This window comes from Nonomuraea sp. NPDC050680 (genome assembly GCF_040654555.1).
Taxonomy (GTDB): Bacteria; Actinomycetota; Actinomycetes; order Streptosporangiales; family Streptosporangiaceae; genus Nonomuraea.
The window spans coordinates 666,385-691,133 of sequence record NZ_JBFAIF010000003.1 but is presented as its reverse complement, the minus strand read 5'-3'; the positions used below and the strand labels follow the sequence as shown (position 1 = coordinate 691,133).

The 24,749-nt window shown below is 70.9% G+C and carries 20 protein-coding genes, 1 tRNA gene and 2 pseudogenes; 14 read left to right on the top strand and 9 right to left on the bottom strand.

Going from position 1 to position 24,749, the window contains the following annotated elements:
• Positions 1-90: 90 nt before the first annotated feature.
• The gene (locus AB0H88_RS14435) at positions 91-216 is read right to left on the bottom strand and encodes a hypothetical protein (protein ID WP_357644302.1); all 126 of its coding nucleotides are present in this window, start codon (positions 214-216) and stop codon (positions 91-93) included.
• Positions 217-1,113: 897 nt separating this feature from the next.
• Between AB0H88_RS14435 and AB0H88_RS14430 the strand changes: the two genes are divergently transcribed.
• A complete protein-coding gene (locus AB0H88_RS14430) occupies positions 1,114-1,923 on the top strand; it encodes a transposase (protein WP_357644300.1) in 810 nt (269 codons plus the stop codon).
• Between the two features lie 508 nt (positions 1,924-2,431).
• On the opposite strand, the gene AB0H88_RS14425 is transcribed toward AB0H88_RS14430, so the two are convergent.
• A complete protein-coding gene (locus tag AB0H88_RS14425) occupies positions 2,432-3,235 on the bottom strand; it encodes a nuclear transport factor 2 family protein (protein WP_357644298.1) in 804 nt (267 codons plus the stop codon).
• A 133-nt stretch (positions 3,236-3,368) separates the two neighbouring features.
• Between AB0H88_RS14425 and AB0H88_RS14420 the strand changes: the two genes are divergently transcribed.
• From AB0H88_RS14420 to AB0H88_RS14375, 10 genes and pseudogenes are all read left to right on the top strand, one after another.
• Positions 3,369-5,573 (top strand): helix-turn-helix domain-containing protein, encoded by a 2,205-nt coding sequence (locus tag AB0H88_RS14420; RefSeq protein ID WP_357644296.1) that lies wholly within the window; start codon positions 3,369-3,371, stop codon positions 5,571-5,573.
• 136 nt (positions 5,574-5,709) lie between these two features.
• Positions 5,710-6,990 (top strand): glycosyltransferase, encoded by a 1,281-nt coding sequence (locus AB0H88_RS14415; protein WP_357644294.1) that lies wholly within the window; start codon positions 5,710-5,712, stop codon positions 6,988-6,990.
• A 751-nt stretch (positions 6,991-7,741) separates the two neighbouring features.
• Entirely contained in the window at positions 7,742-7,933 is a 192-nt protein-coding gene (locus AB0H88_RS14410; protein ID WP_357644291.1) for a hypothetical protein, read from the top strand.
• A 101-nt stretch (positions 7,934-8,034) separates the two neighbouring features.
• Complete coding sequence (locus tag AB0H88_RS14405) at positions 8,035-8,316, top strand: YceI family protein (RefSeq protein WP_357644289.1); 282 nt, start codon at positions 8,035-8,037, stop codon at positions 8,314-8,316.
• A 115-nt stretch (positions 8,317-8,431) separates the two neighbouring features.
• Entirely contained in the window at positions 8,432-9,778 is a 1,347-nt protein-coding gene (locus AB0H88_RS14400; RefSeq protein ID WP_357644287.1) for a ferredoxin reductase family protein, read from the top strand.
• Positions 9,779-9,923: 145 nt separating this feature from the next.
• Positions 9,924-10,860 (top strand): annotated as a pseudogene (locus AB0H88_RS14395) (ATP-binding cassette domain-containing protein).
• A complete protein-coding gene (locus AB0H88_RS14390) occupies positions 10,857-11,702 on the top strand; it encodes a hypothetical protein (RefSeq protein WP_357644285.1) in 846 nt (281 codons plus the stop codon). The pseudogene AB0H88_RS14395 and the gene AB0H88_RS14390 overlap by 4 nt, the downstream one beginning before the upstream one ends.
• Before the next feature lie 135 nt (positions 11,703-11,837).
• A pseudogene (locus AB0H88_RS14385) lies at positions 11,838-12,179 on the top strand (helix-turn-helix domain-containing protein); the annotation flags it as partial.
• A gap of 442 nt (positions 12,180-12,621) precedes the next feature.
• Positions 12,622-13,713, top strand: coding sequence for an integrase core domain-containing protein (locus tag AB0H88_RS14380; protein ID WP_357644283.1), 1,092 nt, complete (start codon positions 12,622-12,624; stop codon positions 13,711-13,713).
• Positions 13,714-13,722: 9 nt separating this feature from the next.
• Complete coding sequence (locus tag AB0H88_RS14375; protein ID WP_357644281.1) at positions 13,723-13,905, top strand: hypothetical protein; 183 nt, start codon at positions 13,723-13,725, stop codon at positions 13,903-13,905.
• 208 nt (positions 13,906-14,113) lie between these two features.
• On the opposite strand, the gene AB0H88_RS14370 is transcribed toward AB0H88_RS14375, so the two are convergent.
• Positions 14,114-14,187: transfer RNA gene (locus tag AB0H88_RS14370), tRNA-Arg, on the bottom strand.
• A gap of 91 nt (positions 14,188-14,278) precedes the next feature.
• Here AB0H88_RS14370 and AB0H88_RS14365 point away from each other — a divergent pair.
• Entirely contained in the window at positions 14,279-15,229 is a 951-nt protein-coding gene (locus AB0H88_RS14365; RefSeq protein WP_357644279.1) for a tyrosine-type recombinase/integrase, read from the top strand.
• A gap of 143 nt (positions 15,230-15,372) precedes the next feature.
• Here AB0H88_RS14365 and AB0H88_RS14360 read toward each other — a convergent pair whose 3' ends face one another.
• The gene (locus tag AB0H88_RS14360) at positions 15,373-16,107 is read right to left on the bottom strand and encodes a ZIP family metal transporter (protein WP_357644277.1); all 735 of its coding nucleotides are present in this window, start codon (positions 16,105-16,107) and stop codon (positions 15,373-15,375) included.
• A gap of 118 nt (positions 16,108-16,225) precedes the next feature.
• Here AB0H88_RS14360 and AB0H88_RS14355 point away from each other — a divergent pair, with 118 nt between their 5' ends.
• Together AB0H88_RS14355 and AB0H88_RS14350 are read left to right on the top strand one after the other, a co-directional pair.
• Positions 16,226-17,011, top strand: a complete 786-nt coding sequence (locus AB0H88_RS14355) for an aminoglycoside phosphotransferase family protein (RefSeq protein ID WP_357644275.1) — start codon at positions 16,226-16,228, stop codon at positions 17,009-17,011.
• Positions 16,992-17,948, top strand: a complete 957-nt coding sequence (locus tag AB0H88_RS14350) for a cobalamin biosynthesis protein (protein WP_357644273.1) — start codon at positions 16,992-16,994, stop codon at positions 17,946-17,948. Before AB0H88_RS14355 ends, AB0H88_RS14350 begins: the two co-directional genes overlap by 20 nt.
• A 41-nt stretch (positions 17,949-17,989) precedes the next feature.
• Here the strand turns inward: AB0H88_RS14350 and AB0H88_RS14345 are convergent, their stop codons facing one another.
• From AB0H88_RS14345 to AB0H88_RS14325, 5 genes are all read right to left on the bottom strand, one after another.
• Positions 17,990-19,222 carry an MFS transporter gene (locus tag AB0H88_RS14345; RefSeq protein WP_357644271.1) on the bottom strand — a complete coding sequence of 411 codons (1,233 nt, stop codon included), beginning with the start codon at positions 19,220-19,222 and terminating at the stop codon, positions 17,990-17,992.
• Complete coding sequence (locus AB0H88_RS14340) at positions 19,219-19,503, bottom strand: hypothetical protein (protein WP_357644269.1); 285 nt, start codon at positions 19,501-19,503, stop codon at positions 19,219-19,221. Before AB0H88_RS14340 ends, AB0H88_RS14345 begins: the two co-directional genes overlap by 4 nt.
• 25 nt (positions 19,504-19,528) lie before the next feature.
• Positions 19,529-20,560, bottom strand: a complete 1,032-nt coding sequence (locus AB0H88_RS14335) for an AlkA N-terminal domain-containing protein (protein WP_357644267.1) — start codon at positions 20,558-20,560, stop codon at positions 19,529-19,531.
• A gap of 65 nt (positions 20,561-20,625) precedes the next feature.
• Positions 20,626-23,454 (bottom strand): AAA family ATPase, encoded by a 2,829-nt coding sequence (locus AB0H88_RS14330; protein ID WP_357644265.1) that lies wholly within the window; start codon positions 23,452-23,454, stop codon positions 20,626-20,628.
• Positions 23,444-24,673, bottom strand: coding sequence for a transposase (locus tag AB0H88_RS14325; protein WP_357644264.1), 1,230 nt, complete (start codon positions 24,671-24,673; stop codon positions 23,444-23,446). The genes AB0H88_RS14330 and AB0H88_RS14325 overlap by 11 nt, the downstream gene beginning before the upstream one ends.
• Positions 24,674-24,749: the final 76 nt, after the last annotated feature.

Genomic DNA, 24,749 nt, shown 5'->3' with positions numbered 1-24,749 from the left:
GCAGGATCTCGTCGATCAGCGGCGTGAACGGATCCAGCTTCGACGGCCGCGCCGAAGCGGTTGTCGTGCGTGGCTGCGGCCAAGCCGAGGTCAGGCCTTGTTGACCGTGCTCCAGGTGACGCCGTACTTGCACTGCAACGCCCGGTTCGACATGCCATCGCGGGAGTCGCGCCGCAGCGCGGCGTACAACTCGACCTTCGACTGGCCAGGCAGCATCGGGGGTGCTCCTTTACCGAGCACATCCAGCTTGACACCGCAACCCCGATGGTGACGTCGGAATTCGCGAACATCTTTCTGGGCCATCACCTGGTGCCGTCAGCTTTCACGAACAACTGACGTCACCAACTACCGACAGAACCACGTCACGCACGACTGGGTAGGGCGCGGTCCAGCATGCAAGTGCTGCTCAGGATCTATGCCACCTGCATGGTCCGGCAGCCAAGCGACGAATCGTCGAGGCGCTCAAGTTCAGCGACTCATGATCTGGACCACCCACGGAATCGTGGGCAAGCATTGGGCGAAGATGCCCGCAAACGATCACTGACTGCCGTAGACAGCCGGACACATGAAGAGAGCCTCTGTCCTGCTTCACCGCAGGTCAGAGGCCCTCTTGTGCTGCTAGGAGGTCGCGCGCCCTGCAGGATTCGAACCTGCGACCGTCGGATTAGGAGCAAGATCCTTTAGTGCCGCGCGGTGCCGCCTGGTGGTGGTTCGTGCCGCCTTCACACATTTTGCGTGTCAGGCAGTGCCGCGTCCTGACGACGCATGTCGGGGCGTACGAGCACGCACGGAGCACGGCCGCCGCCCTGTTCGGCGGTTGCATCCTAGCTCCGCGGAAGTGGATTTCGCGCTCCAGTCATGCAGGCACCGTCTGTAGAGGTCGCTCGCAGTGCTCGGCACGTGCTCTGACCCGTACAGCACTCCCGTGGACGCAACCGAGTACGAACGGTTCTACAACCAGCACCGAGCCCATCAAGCTCTGGCCCAAGCCGCCCCGCTGCGCACCGTCCCGAACCCGATCACGGATCCAGAGCGAATCATCGACCTGAACATACGCCGACGAGACCGGCTTGGCGGCGTCCTCCACGAGTACTCACATGCTGCTTGACCTGCATGGATGGAATTTCGGCAGGCGCAGAGTCGATCGCCACTGCGCGGGCGGCGGGCTGCTCGGGCACGCTGGTCCTGCACGGCGACTCGGCCTTCTACAGCGAGCAGGTGGTGGCCGCCTGCCGCCGGGATGTCCGCTTCTCGGTCACCGCCAAGCTGGATGCGAAGATCAAAGCCGCCATCGCCGCTATCGGCGAGGACGCCTGGACGCCGATCAAGTACCCTCGGGCGATCTTCGATGAGCAGGCCGGCGGCTGGATCTCCGACGCCGAGGTCGCCGAGGCCACCTACACCGCGTTCACGAGCAAGAAGAGCAAGCAGGTCACCGCTCGGCTGATCGTGCGCCGGGTCAAGAAGCTGAATGAGCAGGCCGAACGCGGCCAAGACGAGTTGTTTCCCGCCTGGCGGTACTACCCGATTTTCACCGACAGCCCCTATGCGCTGGTGCAGGCCGAGGAACAGCACCGTGATCACGCGGTGCAGGAGCAGATCAACGCGGATTTGATCGACGGGCCGCTTGCGCACCTGCCCTCTGGCCATTTCGCGGCCAACGCCGCGTGGCTGACCTGTGCGGCGATCACCCACAACCTGCTGCGGGCCCTGGGCTGCCTGGCCTCGACCTTCCACGCCAAGGCGCGCGGGGCGACCCTGCGCCGTCACCTCATCAGCGTGCCCGCCCGGGTGGCCCGGCACGGACGATCCGGTGGGCAAGGTCATCTCACCCTGCATCTGCCCGCCGGATGGCGCTGGCAGTCTGCCTGGCTGAACGCCTTCACCGCCATCCACGACCCACCCACCGCACGAAGGGCCTGACCAGCCGATACCTCGGGTCATGCACCGCCGACGACCTTCACGGTCACCCACGCCACCGCGCGCCCGGATCCCCCAGACGCACACCGGACAAGCCGTGACCCGAGCACGGCGGCCCTCCCACGCCCTGAAACAGCCCCTCCACCTGCGGAATCTGTCCTCGTGGAGGAATTGGGCCGGAAAATGATCATCTGGAATCACACTGCGGATTCAGGCTGAGAGTTATGCGCGATGCGCGGCGGAACTAATGGACACGCCACTCACAAGTGAACCTGACCAAGCCCTACTAGCTACCCGGCCTTGGGCCAAGGCCCGCACGCGGGTGGCCCAGACCGCTGAGCGGGCGTTGTCTCCCGTTGTTCCAGCGGGGCGACGGTAGTCAGAGCGTGGGCTGTGGGGCGCCAGTTCTTCGCGGCACCCCCTGCACCCCTACGTCGCCATGACCATTAGGGACCGTCGCGAAACGTCGCTTCAGCCGGTACACGGACTGCGCCCGAGTCCTTCGGCTTCCCTACGCCACCGCCGCGGCCAGGTGGGTCAACGACCCGTCGAGCTCGTCGGCGGAGACGACCGGCAGGCGAGGCACCTCTGCCGGGTGGGTGACCGCCGTCCAGTCGTAGGTCTGGGTCACCTCGGTGTGGCCGTCGTCGGTCGGGGTGAGCTTCCAGGTGAAGCGGTGACCGGTCGGGCGCTGACCCGGTTGGCCGGGCGCCCAGGCGATGACCCGGTTCTCGGTGAAGGCCACGACGTGGTTCTCGATCCGGTAGTCGCCCATCTCGTCGTTGTGCATGGCCATGACGAAGGTGTCGCCGACGGCGTCGACCGGGTGGGAGGTTTCGGCGTGCCGCAGGAGGCCGGTGGCGTCGAATTCGGGGTGGCGGCGGGGGTCGCGGAGCGCCGCGAAGATCCGTTCGGCCGGGGCGTCCAGCACCCGGGAGACGGTGGTGTGGGTTGGGCCGACCATGGTGACCGGGTCGGGGTAGAACCGGGCCCATGCGATCCGTCCGTCGCGGGTGGTGAGCACCACCGGGCCGCGCAGCACGACCGTCGCCCCGGTCGGGGCGGTGCCCCGGTATTCCCACTCCGACCACAGCTCGTCGCCGTTCTGGGCGTGGCGCAGGATCTCGGCCTGCAGGTCGGGGAGGCCGGCCAAGATCTTCATCCAGTTCGCGGCGACCTGGTGGGAACCGATGAACCCCTCGGCCGGTCGCAGCGGTCGTTCGGCGACGTAGTCGTCGGTGAAGCAGCCGGCGATCCGCTCCGGGACGTGGGAGTTGATCGCCTCGCGCAGTGCGTGGAGGGCTTGGGGGAGCATGCCGTCGATCTCCTAGCTATCTGGTTCGTTCTGTCACCGTCGAGCATGAACATCGGGGGTACTGCCCGGCAACCGGACACCGCCCGGACACCGCCCGGACACCGCCTCTGCCCTGCTGGGCATAATCGAGCTTGTGAACGACTCGTTGGGACCAGCGCGGAGGACGAGCAGCTTCGCGGCCATGCTGCGTGAACTACGGGAGGCCAGGTCGCTGACCCAGCAGGAGCTGGCCGCCGCCGCCGGACTGTCCGTCGACGCGGTCAGCGCGTTGGAACGCGGGCGGCGGACCCAGCCCCAGCCGCACACCGTGCGATCGCTGGCCTCGGCGCTGCAGCTCCGCGACGCCGACCGCATGGCGCTGCTGTCCACCCTGGGCCGGGCCGGGGACGGGGCCCTCGAAATGCCGCCCCGCACGTTGACGACCCGCCCGCCGTCGCCTCCGGCCGTCCCGGTGGTCGGGCGGGACGATGAGGTCGCCGAGATCGTGGCCGCCCTGCGCGCCACGCCGGGCCGGCTGGTGACGCTCACCGGCCCGGGCGGGGTGGGCAAGACCACCGTCGCGCTGGTGGCTGCGGATGTGGTGGCCGCCGATCACCCGGGCGGCGTGTACTTCGCCGACCTTACCGACGTCACCGACCCCGACGACGCCGTCGCCGTCGTGGCCCGCGCCGCGGGATCCCACGCCGACACGGTGACCGGCCTCGCCGCGCACCTCGCCGGGACGTCGGCCCTGCTCGTGCTCGACAACCTGGAGCGCGTGACGGCCTGCGGCCCGCAGCTGGTCGAGTTGCTGGCGGCAGCCCCGGCCGCGGTGGTCCTGGCCACCAGCCGCGTCCCGCTGCGGGTGCGCCGGGAACGTGAGGTGCGCATCGCCCCGCTCGGCCCGGCTGCGGCCGTGCGGCTCTTCGGCGAGCGGCTGGCCGCCGCCGGCGCGCCACCGCCCGCCGGGAGTGGGGACGACGGTGCCGTCGCGCAGCTGTGCCGGCGGGCCGACGGGCTGCCACTGGCCATCGAGCTCCTGGCCGCCGCGGCCGCCCGACTCGGGCCACGGGAACTGCTCAAGCGGGTCGATCAGCTGACGGATCTGCCCGTGGCCGGCCCGCGGGACCTGCCGGCGCGGCAACGCACCATGGCGGCCACCATCGAGTGGAGCTGCCGGATGCTCGGCCCCGCGGCCCGGCGACTGCTCCCCCGGCTCGCCATGGTCCCGGGCAGCTTCTCCCTCGACACCGTCGACGCGATCGCTGCGCCGGACGCGGCAGGTGCGGTGGGTGCGCTCGCCGAGCTGATCGAGCACTCACTGGTCACCCGCGGCGACGACGCAGGGCTGGTCGCGCGGTTCCGGCTGCTGGAACCGGTCCGCCGGTACGCGCTCGAGACGCTCGAACCGACCGACCGGGAACAGGTCCGTCGGGGCGTGGCCCAATGGGCCTTGCGGGCGGCGCGCGAACATGGTGCGCGGATCCGGGGCCGCGGCGACATGACGGCGGTCGAGCAGGTCGAGGTCGATCGCCACGTGCTGCGGCTCGGCTTCGACCAACTCGTCGACGCCCGCCGGCACGACGACGCCGCCGAGCTGCTGTGGTCGGTGTGGCTGCCGCTGTGGATGACCGGGCACACCCACGAAGGCCTCGCCTGGACCGACCGCCTGCACGAGGACGACCTGAGCGAGGGGGGCCGGGCCCGCTGGTTGGTGGCGCGCGCCGGGTTCAACCGCGTCGCCGCGGACCTGTTCGCCACCGCGGAGCGGGCAATGCGGCTGGCCGAGCGGATCGACGACGTCTCGCTGGCCACGGAGGCGGCGATCTTCGCGTCGGCGGCGGCGCTGCGCCTGGAGGACTTCGATGGTTCGGGGGTTCTGCTGGCCAGGGCAGAGGCCCACATGAAGGAGCGCCTCGACGTTGAACGCGACGTGTGGGCGGCCGTGCACGTGCCCATCGGCCGTGGGGACGGCGCGCTGCTGCGCGGTGATCGGTCCGCGGCGGCGCGGCACTGGCGGGGGGCCGCAGCCACGGCGCAGGAGCTGGGCAGCGGATTCTCGGTGGCCGCAGTCCTTGCGGAGTGCGCGCAGGCCGCCCGCGGCGAAGGACGCCTGGACGACGCGGCCGTGATGCTCGCCGTCGCCGGCGGGCTGGCCCCCCAGCGGGACGGGCACCGGCCGCGGGCACACCTGGCGGGCGTGGCCGCGGCCGTGGCGGCCGACCTCGGTGATGTGGCGTCGGCACAGTGGTGGGAGGGCGTGGCGGAGTCGGACGCAGCCCCGTTGGACACCGATGAGCTCGGTGAGCGGTTCTGGGAGCTTGTCCGGCGTGCCGACACCGTCTCTGGACGGGACTGAGCTCGGCCGTCCGCCCGTACCGGCGGTGTCCGGTCGGTGTCCGGTGGTCTTCAGCGAGCGGGGGTGGCGAGAATCGGGTTCATCGGGTCGGCCGCCTCCGCGGGCCGCCCTCCGTCGACCCCGAGGAAGCCCTCCCATGACAGCCGCACCCATCGTGCTCGCCGCGACCCCGCTCACCGGTCACATCCGGCCGGTGCTGAACCTCGCCCGCCACTTCGTCGCCGCCGGACGGCGGGTCACAGTCGTCAGCGGCAGTCGGTTCGCGTCGCAGGCCGAAGCGGCGGGAGCGGCGTTCGTCCCGCTGGCCGGACCGGCCGACTTCGACGACCGCCGCCTCGGTGAGCTGCAGCCGTGGCTGCACAAGCTGGCGCCGGGCCCGGCGTTCCTGCAGGCCATGTTCGGCTGGTTCACCGATATGGCGCCGGCGCAGAACGCCGTGCTGCAGGAGGTATTGGCGGAGCAGCCGGACGCCGCCGTCGTCCACGAGGCCGCCTTCTACGGGACGTGGCCGCAGCTGCTGGGCGCGCCCGGGATCCGGCCGCGGCGCACCGTCGGCCTCGGGGTGTTCCCCCTGACTCTCAGCGGGGCCGAGCTGACCATGATGGGGCCTCCTCCCCCGCGCGCCGGGCTCGACGTGCGGGGAGCGGCTGCGGCGTTCAACGCCGAACTCGCCGCGCAGCTCGCCGGCGCCACCGCGCACGCCCAGCAGGTCATGGCAGGGCTGGGCGCGACGGACACGCTGCCGGTGATCAGCGACGCGCAGGTCCTGCTGCCCGACGTGTTCGCTCAGCTCACCGTGCCGTCCTTCGAGTACCCCCGGGTCGATGCGCCGCCGACGCTGCGGCTGGTCGGGGCCCTGCCGCCCGAACCGCCCACCGCATGGGAGCCGCCCTCGTGGTGGCCCGAGCTGTCGCAGCGCCGGGTCGTCGCGCTCACCCAAGGTACGGTGGCCAACCACGACCTGACCGATCTTGTCCAACCCACGCTCGACGCGCTGGCCGACGAGGACGTGCTCGTCGTGGCCGGGCTCGGCGGCCGCGAGCTCGCCCCCGGCGACCTACGCGTGCCGTCGAACGCACGCGTCGAGTCGTTCATCCCGTTCGACGCGCTCTTCCCGCTGGTCGACGTCGTGGTCACCAACGGCGGGTACGGCGGCGTGCAGCTCGCCCTGCACCACGGCGTGCCGCTCGTCGTAGCGGGCGGCAGCGAGGACAAGCCCGCGGTGGCCGCCCGGGTCGCGGACTTCGGCGTCGGCGTCGACCTGCGCACCGGCCGACCGGAGACCGCCGCGGTCGGGCAGGCCGTCCGACGGGTACTGGACGAGCCGACGTTCCGACGCCGGGCGCGGGACCTGAGCGCGGACTACCGGGCCGCCGACCCGGTGCGCGCCGTCCTCGACATCATCGACGGCGCGTGACATCTCCGTTCACGACCGTCTGCCGTGGCTCGTCCGGCCTCGTCGACGGTGACCCACACCCCGCCCGTCACGGTCCCGGCGGTGTGGGCGCGGGCGAGCACTGCGTACCCGAGCTCTGGCTTCGGAGCGCCCCTGGCTCTCCAAAGTCCTTGACCGTTCCCCGGCCGCGCCGAGCCACGTTGCTTGGATGATGACCAGAACCGGTGCACCGCCTTCCTGTCAGTTACTTGGAATCAGACCTCTCGGACGCTCAGCTTCGGTACGGTCTCGCCGGTAACTGAGGAGACCCGTTGGGAACCGTTGTCCCTGAGGAGAAATGGCCGATCCTGTGCCGCGTCAAAACCCAGCCACGATGGCGCTGGCCTGCGGCTTGATGGGACCCGTCCCTGCAGACAAGATCGCGTCTTGTGCTTGTCCGCCTGCTCTACCTCATCACGCTGCGGGTGTTCGGCCGGCTGATGTTACTGGGCCGCAGCCAGGTCGCAGCACCATGATTAAGCGCCACGAGGCACTCGGAGGAGCGATCAACGAGTACCGTCGAGCCGCCTGACTCAACTGGAGAAACCCCAGATCAGACCCCACACGCGAGTTCTGACGCCCTACAGGTCGGGTTCCACCTGCTGCTGTCGGTCGGACTGGCGTTCGTGTTCACGGCGCTGTTCGCCGCGGGCCTGGGGGCGGTGCCGCCGAAGTTGTACTCCTACGGCAGCGCGATCTTCAGCACCGCCCAGCAACTGGCCGGGGCTGCCGGGTGGCGCTGCTGGTCAGTGTGCTGTCGGCGCGCTCGGCGGCGCTCACCGCCGAAGGCGTGCCGCTCGTGGAGCAGACGGCGGGCGGCATGCACGCGGCGTTCCTGGTAGCGGCCACGCTGTCGTTGTTCACGATCGTCGGGGCGTTCCTCGTCCGGGGCCCGGCGCCCGGCGGAACACCCACGGCGCACTGACCGCAGCGCCTCTTACCGGATTCCGAACCGCATCGTGATCGCGATTCACCCAGGATCGAGATCGTGGTGCGGTACCTCTCCCCGACCATCCAGGAGTATCCGTGCCCACGGGAACGACCGCGACCCGCCCGCTGCGTGTCCTGATCGGCGCCGAGCACGTACCCACCCTGCGGGACAACCTCGCCTGCCACGGCGTCACCGCCGAGGTGCCACTGCGCTTGCAGCTCGAGGGCTTCAGCGAAACCCGCGTGGCGTTCACAGCGCCCAGCGAGCTGAGCCGCAAGACGTTCGACGTCAGCATCGGCCTGCCACTGGACGGCGGCGGCCCAGTGACCGGCGACAGGATCTCCGTCGCGCTGGCGATCCAGGCGACCCTGGACTGACAACCGCGCGCCCTTGACACCTTAACTAAGTTCAGGCATCGTCGACAGAGTACTTGAACTTAGTTAAGGTGCCGACCGAGAACCTGTCCGGCCGACCGACACGTGGAGTCACGCCATGTCGTTCCTCGTCGCCATCGCCATCTACGTCGTCCGCATCCTGCGCCAGCCGATGGACGTCCGGCTGAAGCTGCGGCACGCCGGCCCACTGGGGGTGGTTTCCGGCGCCGGGGCGGTGGTGGCGGCCTGGAGCAAGCTCCGGCCGGACGGGATCGCCACTTCTTACCTGCTGGGCGAAGTCCTCGGCGTGCTCGCGGTCTACCTGATGACCTGGACGACGGTCCTGGCCAGCCGCTTGTCCACACTGGAACGCTGCTTCGGCGGCCTGGACCGCGTGTACTTCTGGCACCGGCTGTGCGGGATCTGGTCCCTGCTGCTGTTCGTCCCGCACACGCTGATCACCGGCGGCGGTCAGACGGCACCCGAGGGGGAACTCGCCTTCTCCGGCGTGGCGGGGCGGGTGCTGGGCATTTCCGCCGCGGTTGGCTTGATCGCGCTGATCCTGGTGTCACTGGCCCGGGTGAGCCGGCTGCTGCGGGTCGGTTACCGGCTTTGGCAGGTGACGCACCGCTTCATCGGCCTGTTGCTGATTGCGGCACTGGTACACGGCTGGCTACTCGACGAAGTACTGGCGGGATCGGCCGTATTGCGTGTCATCTATCTGATCATCAGCGCGGTCGGAGTCATCGCGTACGGCTACGACGAACTGCTGCTCCGGCGCAGAGCGCCGAAAGCCGGCTACGTGATCAAGGAGGTGCTCCGCCCGGGACCGCACATCACCGACGTCCTGCTGACGCCGACCGGTGCCGGTTCGCCGTTGCGGGGCGGGCAGTTCGTCTACCTGAGCGTGGGCGAGGAACACCGCTGGCGCGAACACCCGTTCAGCGTGGCCGGGACGTCGCCGGACGGCTCGGTCCGGCTCACTATCCGCGCCCGCGGCCGGGGCACTCGGCGGCTGCGCGAAAACCTGCGTCCGGGGCTGCCGGCCGTGGTCAACGGCCCGTACGGCATGTTCGACCACACCCTCGGCGGCGCTCGCCAGATCTGGATCGCCGGCGGTATCGGAGTCGCGCCGTTCCTGGGCTGGCTGACCACCGAGCGGGTCGGCGAGCCGAGCCGCATCGATCTGTTCTACTGCGTCGGCACCGAGGCCGACGCGGTGTTCCTGGCCGACCTCGTCGCGGCCGCCGACCGATTGCCGAACCTCGAGGTGCACCCGGTCTTCTCCCAGGAGCACGGCAGGCTCACCATCGACCGCATCGAGGCCGCGGCCGGTCCGGTGACGACTGACACGCACGTGTTCCTGTGCGGTCCGGCGGCGATGGTCGCGGGGCTCAGCGCCGGCCTGCGGCGGAACGGCATCCCGCGCGATTACGTTCACGCCGAGCACTTCGAGTTCCGCTAGGAACCGCCCAGCGTTGCCGTCGTACCCAGGTACTACGGGCGGCACCGATTCCCTCCCCCGGTACCACGTTTCGTCTCGGCCCCGGCCCTAGCGTGAAGAGCGAACGGACCGGGCTGTCCGGACCGGAAATCCCAGGGGACAAGCAATGATCGAAGCACGACAGCTGACGAAGCGATACGGGGTGAAAACCGCCGTGGACGGCTTGGACTTCACCGTCCGCCCGGCGTGGTCACCGGATTCCTCGGCCCCAACGGCGCGGGCAAGTCGACCACGATGCGGATGATCGTCGGGCTCGACGCCCCGACCGCCGGCTCGGTCACGTCAACGGCCGCCGCTACGCCGAGCACCGGGCACCGCTGCAGGAGGTCGGGGTCCTGCTCGAGGCGAAGTCGGTGCACCCGGGCCGGTCGGCCCACGACCACCTGCTCGCGCAAGCCCAGACCCACGGCATTTCGCGCCGGCGCGTCGATGAGGTGATCGAGCTGGCCGGGCTGCAGTCCGTGGCGAAGAAACGCGTCGGGAACTTCTCGCTCGGCATGGGTCAGCGGCTGGGGATCGCCGCCGCCCTGCTGGGCGACCCCGCGACGATCATGCTCGACGAGCCGGTCAACGGCCTGGATCCGGAGGGGGTGCTCTGGATCCGCACCTTGCTCACCGAGCTCGCCGCCGACGGCCGGACGGTGTTCGTGTCCTCGCACCTCATGAGCGAGATGGCGCTCGTCGCCGAGCACCTGATCGTCGTCGGCCGGGGGCGGCTGCTCGCCGACACGACCGTGCACGACCTCGTCCGGAGCGCCGGCGGCGACGCCGTACATGTGGCCACGGCCGAGCCGGGCCGGCTGCGCGACGTCCTGGCCGGACCCGGTGTCGAGATCGTCGGTCGCACCGGATCCGAAGAACTGCAAGTCAGCGGCCTCTCGGCCCGCACCATCGGGCTGAAGGCCGCCGAACACGGCATCGCCCTGTTCGAGCTTTCCGCACGGACGGTCTCCCTGGAGAACGCTTTCATGGACCTGACCCGCGACGCCGTCGAGTACCACGGCGCCACCGCCGGGCTCGACACTATGGGGAGGGTGGCATGAGCACCCTGACGACGCCGGCCGTCCGCACTCGCGCGGCCCGCCCGGCCTACCGCGTGACCGGGCTCCGTGTCCTGCGTTCGGAGTGGACGAAGCTCTGGTCGCTGCGCTCCACGTGGATCACCCTCGGCCTCGGCTTGGTGTTCCTGGTGGCCTTCGGGCTGATCTCCGCCGCGCGGTACCAGTCCAGCGTCGGCTCCGGCCAGCCGCTCGACGAAGACTTCGCCAACGCCACCGCACTCAGCCTGTCCCTCTTCGGCACGAACTTCGCGCAACTGGCGCTGGGCGTGCTGGGGGTGCTCGTCACCGCCGGCGAGTACTCGACCGGCATGATCCGCTCCACCCTGACCGGCGTTCTGCGCCGGCTGCCCGTGCTGTGGTCCAAGTCGGCGGTGTACGGCGCCGTCGCGCTGCTCGTCGGCGTGGCCGGCGTGGCCGGCGTGTTCGCCGCCTTCGTCGTCGGCAGCGGCATCGTGTCCGCGACGCCCGCGGCGATGACGCCGTCGCACGACGGTGTCGTGCGCAGCCTGCTGGGCGCCGGTCCCTACCTGGGCCTGATCGGCGTGCTCGGGGTCGCGCTGGGAGCGCTGCTGCGTTCGGTCGCCGGCGGTACCTCGGTCCTCGTGGCGGCGCTCATGCTGATTCCCGGCCTGATCTCGCTGCTGCCGGCTTCCTGGCAGGACACCATCGGCCCGTACCTGCCGAGCAACGCGGGCCAGTCGATGTTCGCCCTGACCCATGACGCCACCAGCCTGTCGCCGACCGCCGGGTTGCTGGTGTTCCTCGGCTGGACCGTGCTGCTCCTGGGCGGAGCCGCGTACCGGCTGGCGCGGTCGGACGCCTGAGCCGGGTCGCCGGTGAGGTACTCCGGTACCGCACCGGCGCTCTTCCGCCACGATGGACAAGTGAGGCACGTGCGCAAGGACGATCAGGCCGCGACGCTCCTGTCGTGGACCGCCGCGCTGCCGGCGAGCGCGACCGGCACCGGGCCGACGCGTGACTGGGCGCTGCAGCGCCTCGAATCGCCGCTGTCGCTGAACGAACTGGCCACCCACGCGGCGATGAGCACCCGTACTTTCGCCCGGCGCTTCCTAGAGGAGACCGGCATGAGTCCCGGTCGCTGGCTGACGCAGCACCGCCTGCGGCGGGCGCGGCACCTGCTGGAGTCCAGCGACCTGCCGGTGGACCGAGTCGCCCACGAGGTCGGCTTCACCACCGCCACGTCGCTACGTCGACACCTGGCGGCGGAAGCGGGGGTCGCCCCGTCGACCTACCGGCGCACCTTCCGTGCGTCGGCCCCGGTTCCGGGGGCGGCCGAGTAAAACCAAGCCCGGCACCCGCGACATCGAGCCGCACCAACGGTTACGACGGGACTGAACGTGTTGATCAGGGCTTCGTTCATGGCAATTTCCTAACGAGTGAACGAGTCCAAACGGAGAGCGAGCAAATCAGGGAGGAGGTGTTCACCGGTTACGTTTCGTCGTTCTGTCGGTCACTTATTCGACTTCGTGGTGTTGGTGATGGCCTGCGCCGTCGCCGTGAGAGGCTGGCGGGCGTGCGTTCGTAGACCGCCAGGTCTGGCTCGATGAACATCGTCTCCGAACGACGCAGCGTGTCACGAACTCGACCGGCCACACCCGGCCGGGACGCCCGGATCGGGGAGCATACCCTGCGGGTGCCGAGCATTCATCCGTGCAGGTCATGGAGGTAATGCGTTCTCTCCCGCTCCCGTCGCGCGCGCCGCGCACGGCATGATGGTCGATCGTGTTATTGCGCTTGGCCTACCTCACGGTGACGACCACCTTCTCGTTCCTGGGGCTGCTTTCCCGAACCGACCGGGACAAAGAGATCGAAATCCTGGCGTTACGGCACCAGTTGATGGTGCTGCAGCGGCAGGTGACCAAGCCTGCCTTCACGCCGACTGATCGGTACCTCTTCGCTGGGCTGCTTCACCGCCTGCCCACGGAGAGACTCCGGCACCTTGTGTTGCTGGTCCGCCCGGACACCGTCCTACGCTGGCACCGCGATCTGCTGCGGCACCGTCACGCCGCTGCCAGCGCGCCTCGCGGGCGCGGACGTCCGCGTACCATCCGGTCCATACAGTTGCTGGTGTTGCGACTGGCACGTGAAAACGCCTCGTGGGGCTACCGGCGCATTCACGGTGAACTGGCCGCGCTCAGCATCAAGGTCGCTGCCTCCACCGTGTGGGAGATCCTCAAAGCACACGGCATCGACCCGGCTCCCGAACGGACCACCACAACCTGGGCCACCTTCCTGCGCAGCCAGGCAAATGCCTTGCTGGCGTGCGACTTCTTCGAAGTCCGCACCCTCACCGGCGCCCGCCTGTACGTTCTAGCGGTCATCGAGCACGCCACCCGCCGCATCCGCGTCCTCGGCGTCACCGCGCACCCTACCGGCCAGTGGGTCACCCAACTCGGCCGCAACCTCGCCATGGACCTGCAAGACGTGGGTAGCTCGGCCAAGCTCCTCATCCGTGACCGGGACGCCAAGTTCGCCGCGGCCTTCGACGCGGTGCTGGCCGATGCCGGAATACGCATCGTCAAAAGCGGTGTCCGGATACCGCGAATGAACTCCATCATGGAGCGCTGGATTCAGACCTGCCGACGCGAACTGCTGGACCGGACGTTGATCTGGAACCAGCACCACCTTCTGCACGCGCTGCGCGAGTTCGAAACCTTCTACAACGGACACCGGGCGCATCGGGCTCTCCGCCAGGCAGCTCCGCTCCGGCCGCTTCCCATTCCCAACGCCGCCCCAGCCCAGATCACGGCGCTCGACATCCATCGACGTGATCGACTTGGAGGCATCCTGAAGGAGTATCGGCATGCAGCTTGACCTGGCCGGATGATTAATCGGCACCCGCAAGTGCAGGAGACCCTGGGCCACACCTCCAGCGCATTCACCGCCGACACCTACACATCCGTCTACCCGCAGGTCGCCACGGCCGCGGCCGAGAAGACCGCGGCTCTGCTGTTCGGCAAGGAAGACCAGGCCCAGCCCGGGCAAGTCATCTCGCTGAGGAGCTGACAGTCGGATTAAGCATTCGGCCCCGCGTTCGCCGCCTGCTCGCGGCGAGGCGGGGCCGCTGCTCTCACCGCAGCAGCCGGAGATGGCGAATGGATCATGGTGTGTGCGGGGTTGGTGCGGGCGAGCACGCAGGGAGCACGCAACCGCTAGACGAAAATTCTAGAACGAGTCCGATCCCACAAAACCGCAGGTCAGAGCATGATCAAAGCGCGCCCTGCAGGATTCGAACCTGCGACCGTCGGATTAGAAGTCCGATGCTCTATCCAGCTGAGCTAAGGGCGCTCGAATTAGCCTCTGACCAGCACGTCAGCCGACCAGGAGAGACGGTAGCATAATCATACGCCGATCGAACAGTATCGGATTTGGAGAGGCCATGGCGCGATCCCGAAGACAGATGCCCCCTTCGCCTCCCCTGCTCGACATGGTGTCCTCCTGGGAATTGTCCCTACAGGCGGCTGACAAGTCACCCGGAACGATCCGGAGTTACCTCGACAGCGTACGCGTCCTGGCCCGGTTTCTCTCCGAGCGCGGGTTGCCCGTGGAGGTGGAGGCGGTCGACGCCGCGAACGTGCGCGCGTTTCTCGATGCCAGTACGGCCGCGACCAGTTCGGGGAACGCGCGCAAGCATTTTCGCAACCTGCGGGTGTTCTTCAACTGGCTGATCGCGGAAGAGGAGCGGATCGCGGGGACGCCCATGGACGGGATCGATCCGCCGAAGGGGGCCAGTCGGACGGTCGAGTTGCTGGCTGATCGGGAGCTTGAGGCGTTGCTGGAGGTGTGTTCCGGGGGGTCTTGGGTGGATCGTCGGGATAACGCGATCGTGCGGGTGCTCATGGACAACGGGATGCGGCTGTCCTGGCTGGCCGGGCTCCGGCACGGTCCTACCGATGATCAGCGGGACAGTACTCAAACCGGGCGGGTCGGGGATGTGTGGTTGGATCGGCGGCTGCTGCGGATCGTCCGTAAGGGCGACGACGCGCATCTGGTGCCGATCGGGCCGAAGACCGCCGCGGCGATCGATCGGTATCTGCGGGCCCGTGCGCGGCATCCGCACGCGGCGTCGCCCTGGCTCTGGCTTCCGGTACGCGGCATCACAGCCGAGGGTGGGCAGCGGCGGCTGACCGCGACGGGCATACAGCAGATGCTGGAACGGCGGGGTCGGGAGGCGGGGATCCCGGGGCGGCTGCATCCGCACCGGTTCCGGCAGACGATGGCCGACGGCTACCTGGAGAAGGGCGGCGACCCGCTCGACCTGATGCGGATCACCGGGTGGAAGAGCGTGGAGATGGTACGCCGGTACCTCAGCACCGCCGAACGTCACTAAATCTCAGCACCGCCGAACGCCACCAGACCTCGATGCCGCCGAACGCCACCAGACCTCGATGCCGCCGAACGCCACCAGACCTCGGTGCCGACTGCCGGTAGCTGCCATGCCGCCCGTAGCGGACCACAAACGGCGCGAGCGCGTCAGTCCGTCAGTGCGATCACCACCCACATGAACGCCGCCCCCGCCACCGTGGCCAGCAGCGTCGGACCCGCCGCGCGGCTGGTGGTGTGGGCCTCGGGCAGGATGTCCGACGTCGCCAAGTACAGCAGAAACCCGGCGAACATCCCCAGATACGCCCCCAGCACCCCCGCCGGTATCGCGATCAGAGACGTCAAGGTAGCCCCCGTCACCGGCGCCAGAGCATCCAGACCCAGCAGAATCAGCGCCCGGCGGCGCGCGTTCCCGTACAGGGAAGTGATCGTGTACGTGTTGAACCCGTCCGTGAAGTCGTGCGCGATGACGCCGATCGCGACCGCGACCGCGAGCGTGGTGTCAGTCTGGAAGGCGGCGCCGATCGCGGCGCCGTCGAGGAAGCTGTGGACGACGAGCGCGGCGCCGGCGACGAGGCCGACGCCCGCGTGCGAGTGGCGGTGTGAGGCGTAGTCGCCTTCGTGGGCGTCGTGGATGCCCATGGAGCGTTCGACGCTGTGGATGCCCAGGAACGCCAGCGCGAACATGAGCATCGGCACCGGCACCCCACCGAGCTGGGCCGGGTCGCGGGAGAGCGCCTCCGGCAGCAGGTCGAACGCCACCACGCCCAGCATGACGCCGGCGGCGGCGCCGAGGACGAGGTGACGGCGTTCCCTGACCCGATGCGCGACCAGCCCGCCGAGCAGCGTCATCAGGAATGCCGCGAACGACAGCATGATCGGCATGAGGCTTCAGGCTAGGGGGCGCGTGCGCGTCACAGAGTCGCGACACGGTAAAACGCCAGGCAGTAGGCACGCTAAACGCCAGGCGGGAGGGGTGCAAAAGGGTCTAAGCTTTCTGGGCATGGTCGCGACGCTCCTGCACGAGATCCCCTTGCAGGGCGGGGACGTGACAGACGGGGTGGTCCGGGTCGGTGACACCGTCCGTAGACCGGCAGGCCCGTCGACGCCCGCCGTGCACGCCCTGCTCCGCCACCTGGAAGCCGCCGGGTTCGAGGGCGCGCCGCGCGTCGTGGGCATGGACGGGCTCGGGCGCGAGGTCCTCACCTATGTTCCGGGTACGACCGGGCTCGGCCTGGTGACGGTCACCGACGAGGCCCTGGTACGGCTGGCCGAGCTGCTGCGCGACTTCCACGACGCGACGGAGGGCTTCCCGCTCACCCGCGACGGATGGGAGGGCGGTTCGAACGACGACGCCGCCCCAGAGGTCATCGGGCACTGCGATTTAACCGTTCAAAACGTGATATTTCGCGACGGAAGGCCCCGGGCGCTGATCGACTTCGATCTGGCTCGGCCGACGACCCGGCTGTTCGACGTCGTCACGACGCTCAGGCACTGGGCGCCCATAGGCGACCCGGTCGACCTGGCGCCGCTCCAGCGTGGGCTGGATGTGGGGGCGCGGCTGCGCCTGTTCTGCGACGCGTACGGGGTGCCGCCGCGCGATCGCCGCCGGCTGCTGGAGCTGTCCAGGCTCCGGTTCCAGCGCTCGTACACGGTCATGCGCGACCGGGCGGCGACGGGCGGGAGCTGGGCCAGGATGTGGGCGGGCGGCGCGGGCGAGCGCATCCGCCGGGCGGCCGCCTGGCTGGACAAGCACGAAGATAAGCTCCATGCGCATTTGGTCAGCTAAGTCCCACCCAACCGAAGACACCTCCAGGCCGGTGGGCATCGCGTTGGGAGTGGCGCTCGACGCCGTCATCGGCGACCCGCGCGCGGCCCACCCGGTCGCGCTGTTCGGCCGCGCCGCCACCAGGCTGGAGCGGGCCCTCTACGGCGACGCCAGGCCGAACGGCGTCGTCCACGTCGCCCTCTGCGCGGGCGCGGCCACGGGCCTGGGCGTGCTCGCCGAGCGCGTCGCGAACCCCGTCGTCCGTACGGCGTTGACGGCCGTCGCCACCTGGGCGGTGCTCGGCGGCACCACGCTGGCCCGCGAGGGCGCCTACCTGGCCGTGGCGCTGGAGGAGGACGACCTGACCAGGGCCCGCGCCCGCCTCCCCCACCTGTGCGGCCGCGACCCCGCCGCGCTGGAGGCGCCCGAGATCGCCAGGGCCACCGTCGAGTCGCTGGCCGAGAACGCCTCCGACGCCGTCGTGGCCCCGCTCTTCTGGGGCGCCGTGGCGGGCGTGCCGGGGCTGCTGGCCTACCGGGCGATCAACACGCTGGATGCGATGATCGGCCACCACTCCCCCCGCTACGAACGTTTCGGGTGGGCGGCGGCCAGGCTCGACGACGTGGCCAACTACCTGCCGGCCCGGCTCACGGGGCTGATCACCGTACTCGTCGCCCCGAACCGGGCTCAGGCGCTGGCCGTACTGCGAAGAGACGGGCACCGCCATCCCAGCCCCAACGCGGGCAGGTGCGAGGCCGCGTTCGCCGGTGCGCTCGACCTCACGCTGGGCGGCACGAACGTCTACGGCGGCAGAACCGAGCACCGGCCGACCATGGGCGACGGCCCCAAGCCCGAGCCCGCGGACGTCTGGCGGGCAGTACGCCTCACCCGCGCGGTGAGCCTGACCGCCGCCGGAATCGCGGTGCTGGCCGCATGGGGCCTGCGCCGCCGCCGCTGAAAGCCGTCCGACCCGGGTCCGGCGGGTCCGGCGGGTCCGGCTCAGTCGCGCGGCAGGAGCAGGAGGAGAGCGGGCAGCCCGGCCAGAGCGGCCATGAGGACGGCGGTCAGCGTGAGGTTCCCGCCGGCCAGGAGAGGGGCCACTGCGGCGGCGCCGACCGGCGGTGTGGCCTGCATCAGCGTACGGAGCACGCTGAACGCGCGGCCGCGCAGGGCGGGCGGGATCAGCTCCATGCGCAGCGACTGGGCCCAGATGGTCATCACCACGCCCGCCGCCCCGATCAGCAGGAACCCGGCCGCGAGCACCCACCGATCGGGTACGGCCAGCAGCGCCAGGAATCCGGCCGCCGCCACGAGCTGCGCCAGCCCGATCGCCCGCATCCGGCTGACACTCGGCTTCATCGCCCGTATCCGGCTGACGCCCGGCTTCATCGCCCGCATCCGGCTGACGCCCGGCTTCCACGACCCGGCCAGGAAACCGCCCGCCAGCTCACCCGCCGACAGGGCGCTCAGCAGCAGCGCCAGCGTGGCCGGGCCGCCGGGCAACTGATCCTTGGCCAGCCACGGCCCGGCGACCAGCACCAGGGCGCCCTCGGCGATGTTGAACGCCATGAACGCCAGCGTCGTGCGCACCAGCGCCCGATCGCGCAGGAGGTGGCCCAGGCGCGGCCGGCCTGTCTCCGGCGTCGCGTGCGGCCGCAGTGGCGTGCGGACCAGCAGCGCGGCAACGGCGAAGCACAGGTAGCTGGCCGCGTCGAGAGCGAGGACGTTCACCGCGCCGATGGCCTCGATCAACGTCCCGGCCAGGGCGTAGCCCACGATTCCGGACACGGCGTACGCCAGGGACTCCAGCGCGTTGGCCTTGTCGAGCGCGTCCGGCTCGACGAGGTCCGGGATGGCGGCGGGCACACCGGCCATGGGCACCATCTTGAGCAGGCCGTGCAGGGCCGCCACGACGAACGGCAGCCAGCCCGATACGCCGCCCAGCACGGCCGTCAGCGGCACGGTGGCCACCGCGACACCCCTGATCAGGCTGTCGGCGGCCAGCACGTGCCGCTTGTCGAAGCGGTCGAGCAGCGGGCCCACGGCCAGCCCGCCGGCCAGCACCGGAGCGGTGTAGCAGGCGGCCAGCAGGCTGAGCGCGCCGACACCGCCCGGCCCGTTGAGCACCAGCCAGGACAGGGCCACGAGCGTCATGCCGTCGCCGATCAGCGAGATGGACGAGCCGATCCACAGCCTGCGGAAGTCCCGCGCGGCCAGAACGGTGAGCGTCACGCCGCGGCCCACAGGTGGTGCAGGGCGTAGGAGCGCCAGGGGCGCCAGCTCGCGGGCGCCTGCCGTACCTGCGGGGTGGGCAGGAAGACGTCGGGGTCGGCGAGGGCGCGCATGCGGATGTAGGCGGCGGTCCGCTCGTCCACGCCGGGTACGGCGCGCAGCTGTCGCTCGGCCTCGTCCCGATCGGCGCCAGGATCGAGCGTGAGCCGCCCGGTGACCAGCGCCTCGGCGATCGGGGCGACCTCGGCCAGCGCCGCCGTCGGCGGGAACAGGTGGGTCACCGCTCCGGCCGGGCTGCCGAGCGGCTCACCGAAGCGCTCGACCAGTGCCGCCAGCTCCCCCCCCTGGCCCGCACACCGCGCGTACGGCCAGCTCGGCCGGGTCCACGTGGCCCGGCGCGCGCAGCCCCGGACGGGCCGTGACCAGCGGGGCGAGCACCGGATCCGCGCCGAGCACCTCCTCGATCTCGCGCGGGTCGGCGTCGAGGTCGAGCAGCACCCGGCACCGCCGCACCGCGACGGCCAGGTCCCTGACGTCCGCCAGCAGCAGCTCGCACCGCATGTGATCGCCGCCGTCCGTCACGCCCACCACGGCTGTCCCGTACGGCAGGCGCAGCGATCTTCGGTAGAACCCGGCCCCGCCCTCCTCGACGCCGGGCACGGCCCGCGCGGCCAGGTAGCCGAACAGCGCCTCCGCGTCCAGCGGCGGCCGGTAGGCCAGCCGCACCTCGACCCGGACAGCCCGCGAGCCTTCCCCGGAGCCCCGCTCGGTCGAAGGGTGCCCAAAAGTGCGCGACCGCAGCTCGGTCGGCGTCAGCCCGTACAGCTGCCTGATCGTCTGGTTGAACTGCCTGATGCTCGCGAACCCCGCCGCGAACGCCACCTCCCCCGCCCCCAGCCCCGTCGACTCCAGCAGGACCCGCGCGGTCTGCGCCCGCTGCGCCCTGGCCAGCGCCTGCGGCCCGGCGCCCAGCTCGGCCAGCAGGAGCCGGTGCAACTGCCGCTCGCTGTAGCCGAGCCGGGCGGCCAGCCCCGAGACGCCCTCCCGGTCCACCAGCCCGTCGGCGATCAGCCGCATCGCCCGGCCGGCCACGTCGGCCCGCAGGTTCCAGTCGGGCGAGCCGGGCGCCGCGTCGGGACGGCAGCGCTTGCAGGCCCGGTGGCCCGCCTGCTGGGCGGCCGCCGCCGAGGGGTAGAGCCGCAGGTTCTCCTGCTTGGGCATGACCGCCGGGCAGCTCGGCCGGCAGTAGACGCCCGTGGTGGCGACCCCGACGAAGAACCGCCCGTCGAAGCGCCGGTCGCGGCTCCTGAGCACCGCGTACAGATTGTCAGCATTCATCACCGACCCACTGTGACGTGGCCCGGAGCGCGGCGGCTAGCCACGATCGGACGCCGACGACAAGGCTAAAGGAGCCCGGTACGGCGGGCCAGTGCCGCCGCCTCGACCCGGGAGGCCACGCCGAGCTTGGCCATGATGTTGGACACATGGACGCCCGAGGTCCTGGCCGAGATGAACAGCCGCTCGGCGATCTGCCTGTTGCTCAGCCCCTCGGCCACCAGCTCCAGCACCTCCAGCTCCCGCGCCGACAACCCCGGATCGGCCGTCAGACGCACCTTGCCGCTGGCCGCCGCCGCCTCCACCTCCTGCCGCAACGGCGCCGAGCCCAGCCGCTCGGCGATGGCGGCGGCCTCACGCAACAGCTCGCGTGCCGTCCCCGGATCCTGCTCGGCCGCCCTGACCAGGGCCTGTCCCAGCGCGTACGGCTGGCCGACCGTCCGCCAGGCGGCCACGGCGGCCACCCACGAGCCACCGCACTCGGCCTCGAACGTCGCCCGGTACGCCTCCTGAACCCGCCCCGTCGTCTCCATGCCCGCGGGCGCCCGGCGCACCCGGCCCGTACGCGCGGCGATCACCAGCAGCGGCCAGGCGTAGCGGCGGCTGAGCGTCAGGTCGTGCGCGGACAGCACGTGGTCGGCCAGCCGCCCGGCCCGCTCCACGTCACCGGCGGCGACGGCGAGCCTGCCTTCGAGCAGGTCCGGCTCCAGGCACGAGTCGTAGCCGCGCGAGCGCCCGCGCATCAGCGGCCTGGCCCGATCCAGAACGTCGGCCGCCTCCCCCAGCGAGCCCTCCCACACCGCGACCGTGCCGAGCACCATCAGCAGCCAGGCCCGGTGGATCGGCGGCGGGTCGAGCGCCAGGGCCGCGTCGATGACCTCGCGCGCCTCCTTCCAGCGGCCGAGCGAGGCCAGGGGTTCGGCCAGGTTCGCGGCGATGTGGGCGCCGCGCGAGCGGGCCATGCCCAGGCGCTTGGCCTGCGCCATTCCCCGGCGCGCGACCGCCTCCGCTCGGGCGTGCTCGCCCGCCGCCTCCAGCACGTCGGCCTCGCCGGCGTACGCGGCCAGCACCGTGTCGTCGTCGGGCGCGGCGGCCCGCGCCTCGGCGTGCAGTCTCGACGCGGTCGCCAGGTCGCCTTCGAGCGCGGTGAGTGCGGCCAGCGTGACGAGGGACCTGGCGTCGCCGAGCGCCAGCGCGTCCTCGGCGTGGGCACGGGCCTCGGCGTCCTGGCCGTTCCAGGCCAGCGTGTTGGCCAGGGCGCCGATCAGCCGGGCCTCGCGCGGCGCCAGCCGGATCGCCTCACGCAGGTCCGCCAGCCCCTCCTCGCCGAGCAGGTCGCGGATCGCCACCCGCAGCTCCAGCAGGTGGGCGGCGCGCAGCGGGTCGCGCACCTCGTCGAGCGCCCGGCTCGCGAGCTCCTCTGCCCGCTCGGCGTCACCGGCGTGCAGCGCGTCCTTGGCGGCCAGCTCCAGCACCGCCGCGTGATCCATACCGCCATCGGACGGGTCGAACTGTTCCACAGCGTCATCAGGCGAGTCGGACCGACCCCGCAGTTCCACACCGCCGTCGGGCAGGCCGGGCCGATCCCACAGCTCCAGTACGCGCTCCCACCGGCCCGCCCGCCAGGCCGCCTCGAAGGCGCGGCGCCGGTCGCCCGCCGCGTACCAGTGGTCGGCGGCCAGCTCGGGCCGCGCCTCGGCACAGCGGGTGTGCAGCCGGATGCGCTCTCCCGGCAGTAGGTCGTCGTAGACGGCGTCCCGGATCAAGGTGTGCCTGAACACGTAGCCGTCCCCGTCCACCAGCAGCAGCCGAGCCCGGACGACCGGCCGCAGCGCCTCGTCGAGCGCCAGGTCGTCCAGCCCCGCCACGGCCCGCAGCACCTCGTGCGGCGTCCTGCTCCCTCCATATGAGGGCGACACCGACGACGACACGGCGGCGATCCGCAACACGTCCAAGCTGGCCCGGCCGAGCCGCTCGGCTCCGGCGAGCAGTAGCTCGCGCAGCGACGCGGGCGTGGCGGCGGTGCCCGCGTCGGCCAGCGCCTCCACGAACAGCGGGTTGCCCTCACTACGCGCCACGATCCGGTCGATGTCGGCACGTCCGAGCGGCGCGGGCCGCCCTCCGTCAGTACGCCCGAGCGATGCTGCCTGCTCGCCGTCAGTACGCCCGAGCGGCGCGACCTGCTCACCCTCGCTGCCGCCGAGCATGCGCGCCACCTCGTCGCGGCCCAGCGGCGGAACCTTGAGAACCTCGGCCATGGGCAGGCGCAGCGGCTCGCGCGAAGTCGCGATCACCAGCACACCGGGCCGCGTCAGGTTACGCAGCAGGAACACCAGCAGGTCGCGAGTGGCCTGGTCGGCCCAGTGCAGATCTTCCAGTACGAGGACCACGGGCCGCCGCTCGGCCGCCCGCTCGACCAGCAACAGCACCTCCTCGAACAGCCGGGCCCGCCCCAGCTCCGGGTGTTCCTCCAGCTCGCCGAGCTCGGGCAGCAGCCGAGCCAGCCCCTTCCGGCCACCGCCGGGAACGAGCTCAGCACCGTACTCCCGGACCAGGCGGCGCAGCACCGGCACGAACACCGCATACGGCATACCGCCCTGAACGCCCTGAACGCCATGCACGGCCGCCTGAACACCATGCCCGCCCACCCGAACATCGTGCGCGGCCGTCTGAAGGCCGTGCGCGGCCGCCGTCTGAAGGGCCGTCCCCGGGTCGGCGCCGCCCTCGGCCACCAGCGCGTCGACGCCGCGCGCGAACTCGCGAACCAGGGCCGATTTGCCGATGCCCGCCTCTCCGACGACGAGCACCGCGCCCGGTGTGCGCTCCAGGGCGGCCGCCAGCGCGGCGAGCTGCTTCTGGCGTCCGACGAACACACCGCTCATCTTGTCAACTACCACCTGTTGACGCTGGTGGTTTGCTCTCACGGTCCCGTCTGGCTGAAGGGAGGCCGGTAGCGTGTGGCTGGTTGATGGCAGCCCAGCCCGCTACGCCGCGTGTGGCGATGTTGCGGGCCGCGATGTGGTCGGCGTGCCCAGCGAGGCCACACCTGGTGCAGACGAACCGGCCCCGCGCCGGCCGATTCGCCCTACTGATGTGCCCGCAGTCCGGACACGCCTGCGACGTATACGCGGGGTCGACCAGCAGGAAGGCGACTCCGGCTCGGGCGGCCTTGTAGCGGGTGAAGGTGATCTGCTGGGCGAAGGCCCAGTTGTGCAGGGTGCGCCGCTGGAACCGATGAGCCCTTACCCGCCCGCGGATGCCCTGCAGATCCTCCAGTGCGATGCCGCGGCCGGTGCGTTCGGCTTCGCGCACCACGAACTTCGAGATTTGGTGGTTGAGGTCGGTCATCATCCGGTGTTCACGCCCGGACAGGCGGCGCAGCACCCGCCGCGCCGCGGACGTCCCCTTCTTCTGCAGGCGCCGGCGTTGGCGATGCCGCCGCTCCCGCAAGGTGCGGACGTGGCCGTTACCGCCGACCGGCCCCGGCAGAGCCGGGCCGGGCAACACCGCGCCGTCGCTGGTGACTGCCAGGTTGGCTACTCCTTGATCCACCCCGACGAAGCCGCCGACCGGCTCACACACCACCGGCTTCGGCAGAGTGAGCGCGACGTGCAGCAACCACACGCCGCGCCGGCAGATCAGGTCCGCCTCGCCGAGCGGCAGCGCATCCACGGCCTTGAGGTCTTCCGGCCGACCAGCGTAGGAGACGGTGACGCGGCCGGTGGGGGTCCACAACGACACCGTCCGGGCGTCACGATTCCAGCTCATCAACCGGGCGTCGTAGGGGATGGCGCCGTGCGGGCGGAACACATGAGCGCGTTTCTTGGTGGCGCGCCGGTTGGCGTAAGCGGCGGCGACCCGGGCGATCGCCCGCACCGCCGCTTGCGCGCCCAGCCCGGCCACCTGCGCCCGCACCTCGTAGTAGGCCACCCGGTGCAACTCCACCGCCGCGAAGACGCGGCGCTGCCACGCCAGGCGGGAGACAATGGTGGCCGCCTGATTACACAACAGCACCGCCCCAGCCAGCGCCTCGGCCTGGGCCGGGGTGGGCGTGAGCCGCAGTTGCACGATCGCGGGCAGGCCGTTGCGTTTGACGGCGGAGCGGCGGATCGCCATCGCGCACCTCCTGTCACAGCACCCTCACCCACCGCACATATTACCGAACGCGACCGAGCCTTTCCATACTGTTTTC

Coding starts and splice junctions, on each gene's coding strand:
- AB0H88_RS14435 (WP_357644302.1), bottom strand. CDS start 216: ATGCTGCCTGGCCAGTCGAAGGTCGAGTTGTACGCCGCGCTGCGGCGC.
- AB0H88_RS14430 (WP_357644300.1), top strand. CDS start 1,114: ATGGATGGAATTTCGGCAGGCGCAGAGTCGATCGCCACTGCGCGGGCG.
- AB0H88_RS14425 (WP_357644298.1), bottom strand. CDS start 3,235: ATGCTCCCCCAAGCCCTCCACGCACTGCGCGAGGCGATCAACTCCCAC.
- AB0H88_RS14415 (WP_357644294.1), top strand. CDS start 5,710: ATGACAGCCGCACCCATCGTGCTCGCCGCGACCCCGCTCACCGGTCAC.
- AB0H88_RS14400 (WP_357644287.1), top strand. CDS start 8,432: ATGTCGTTCCTCGTCGCCATCGCCATCTACGTCGTCCGCATCCTGCGC.
- AB0H88_RS14390 (WP_357644285.1), top strand. CDS start 10,857: ATGAGCACCCTGACGACGCCGGCCGTCCGCACTCGCGCGGCCCGCCCG.
- AB0H88_RS14375 (WP_357644281.1), top strand. CDS start 13,723: ATGATTAATCGGCACCCGCAAGTGCAGGAGACCCTGGGCCACACCTCC.
- AB0H88_RS14365 (WP_357644279.1), top strand. CDS start 14,279: ATGGCGCGATCCCGAAGACAGATGCCCCCTTCGCCTCCCCTGCTCGAC.
- AB0H88_RS14360 (WP_357644277.1), bottom strand. CDS start 16,107: ATGCCGATCATGCTGTCGTTCGCGGCATTCCTGATGACGCTGCTCGGC.
- AB0H88_RS14355 (WP_357644275.1), top strand. CDS start 16,226: ATGGTCGCGACGCTCCTGCACGAGATCCCCTTGCAGGGCGGGGACGTG.
- AB0H88_RS14350 (WP_357644273.1), top strand. CDS start 16,992: ATGCGCATTTGGTCAGCTAAGTCCCACCCAACCGAAGACACCTCCAGG.
- AB0H88_RS14335 (WP_357644267.1), bottom strand. CDS start 20,560: ATGAATGCTGACAATCTGTACGCGGTGCTCAGGAGCCGCGACCGGCGC.
- AB0H88_RS14325 (WP_357644264.1), bottom strand. CDS start 24,673: ATGGCGATCCGCCGCTCCGCCGTCAAACGCAACGGCCTGCCCGCGATC.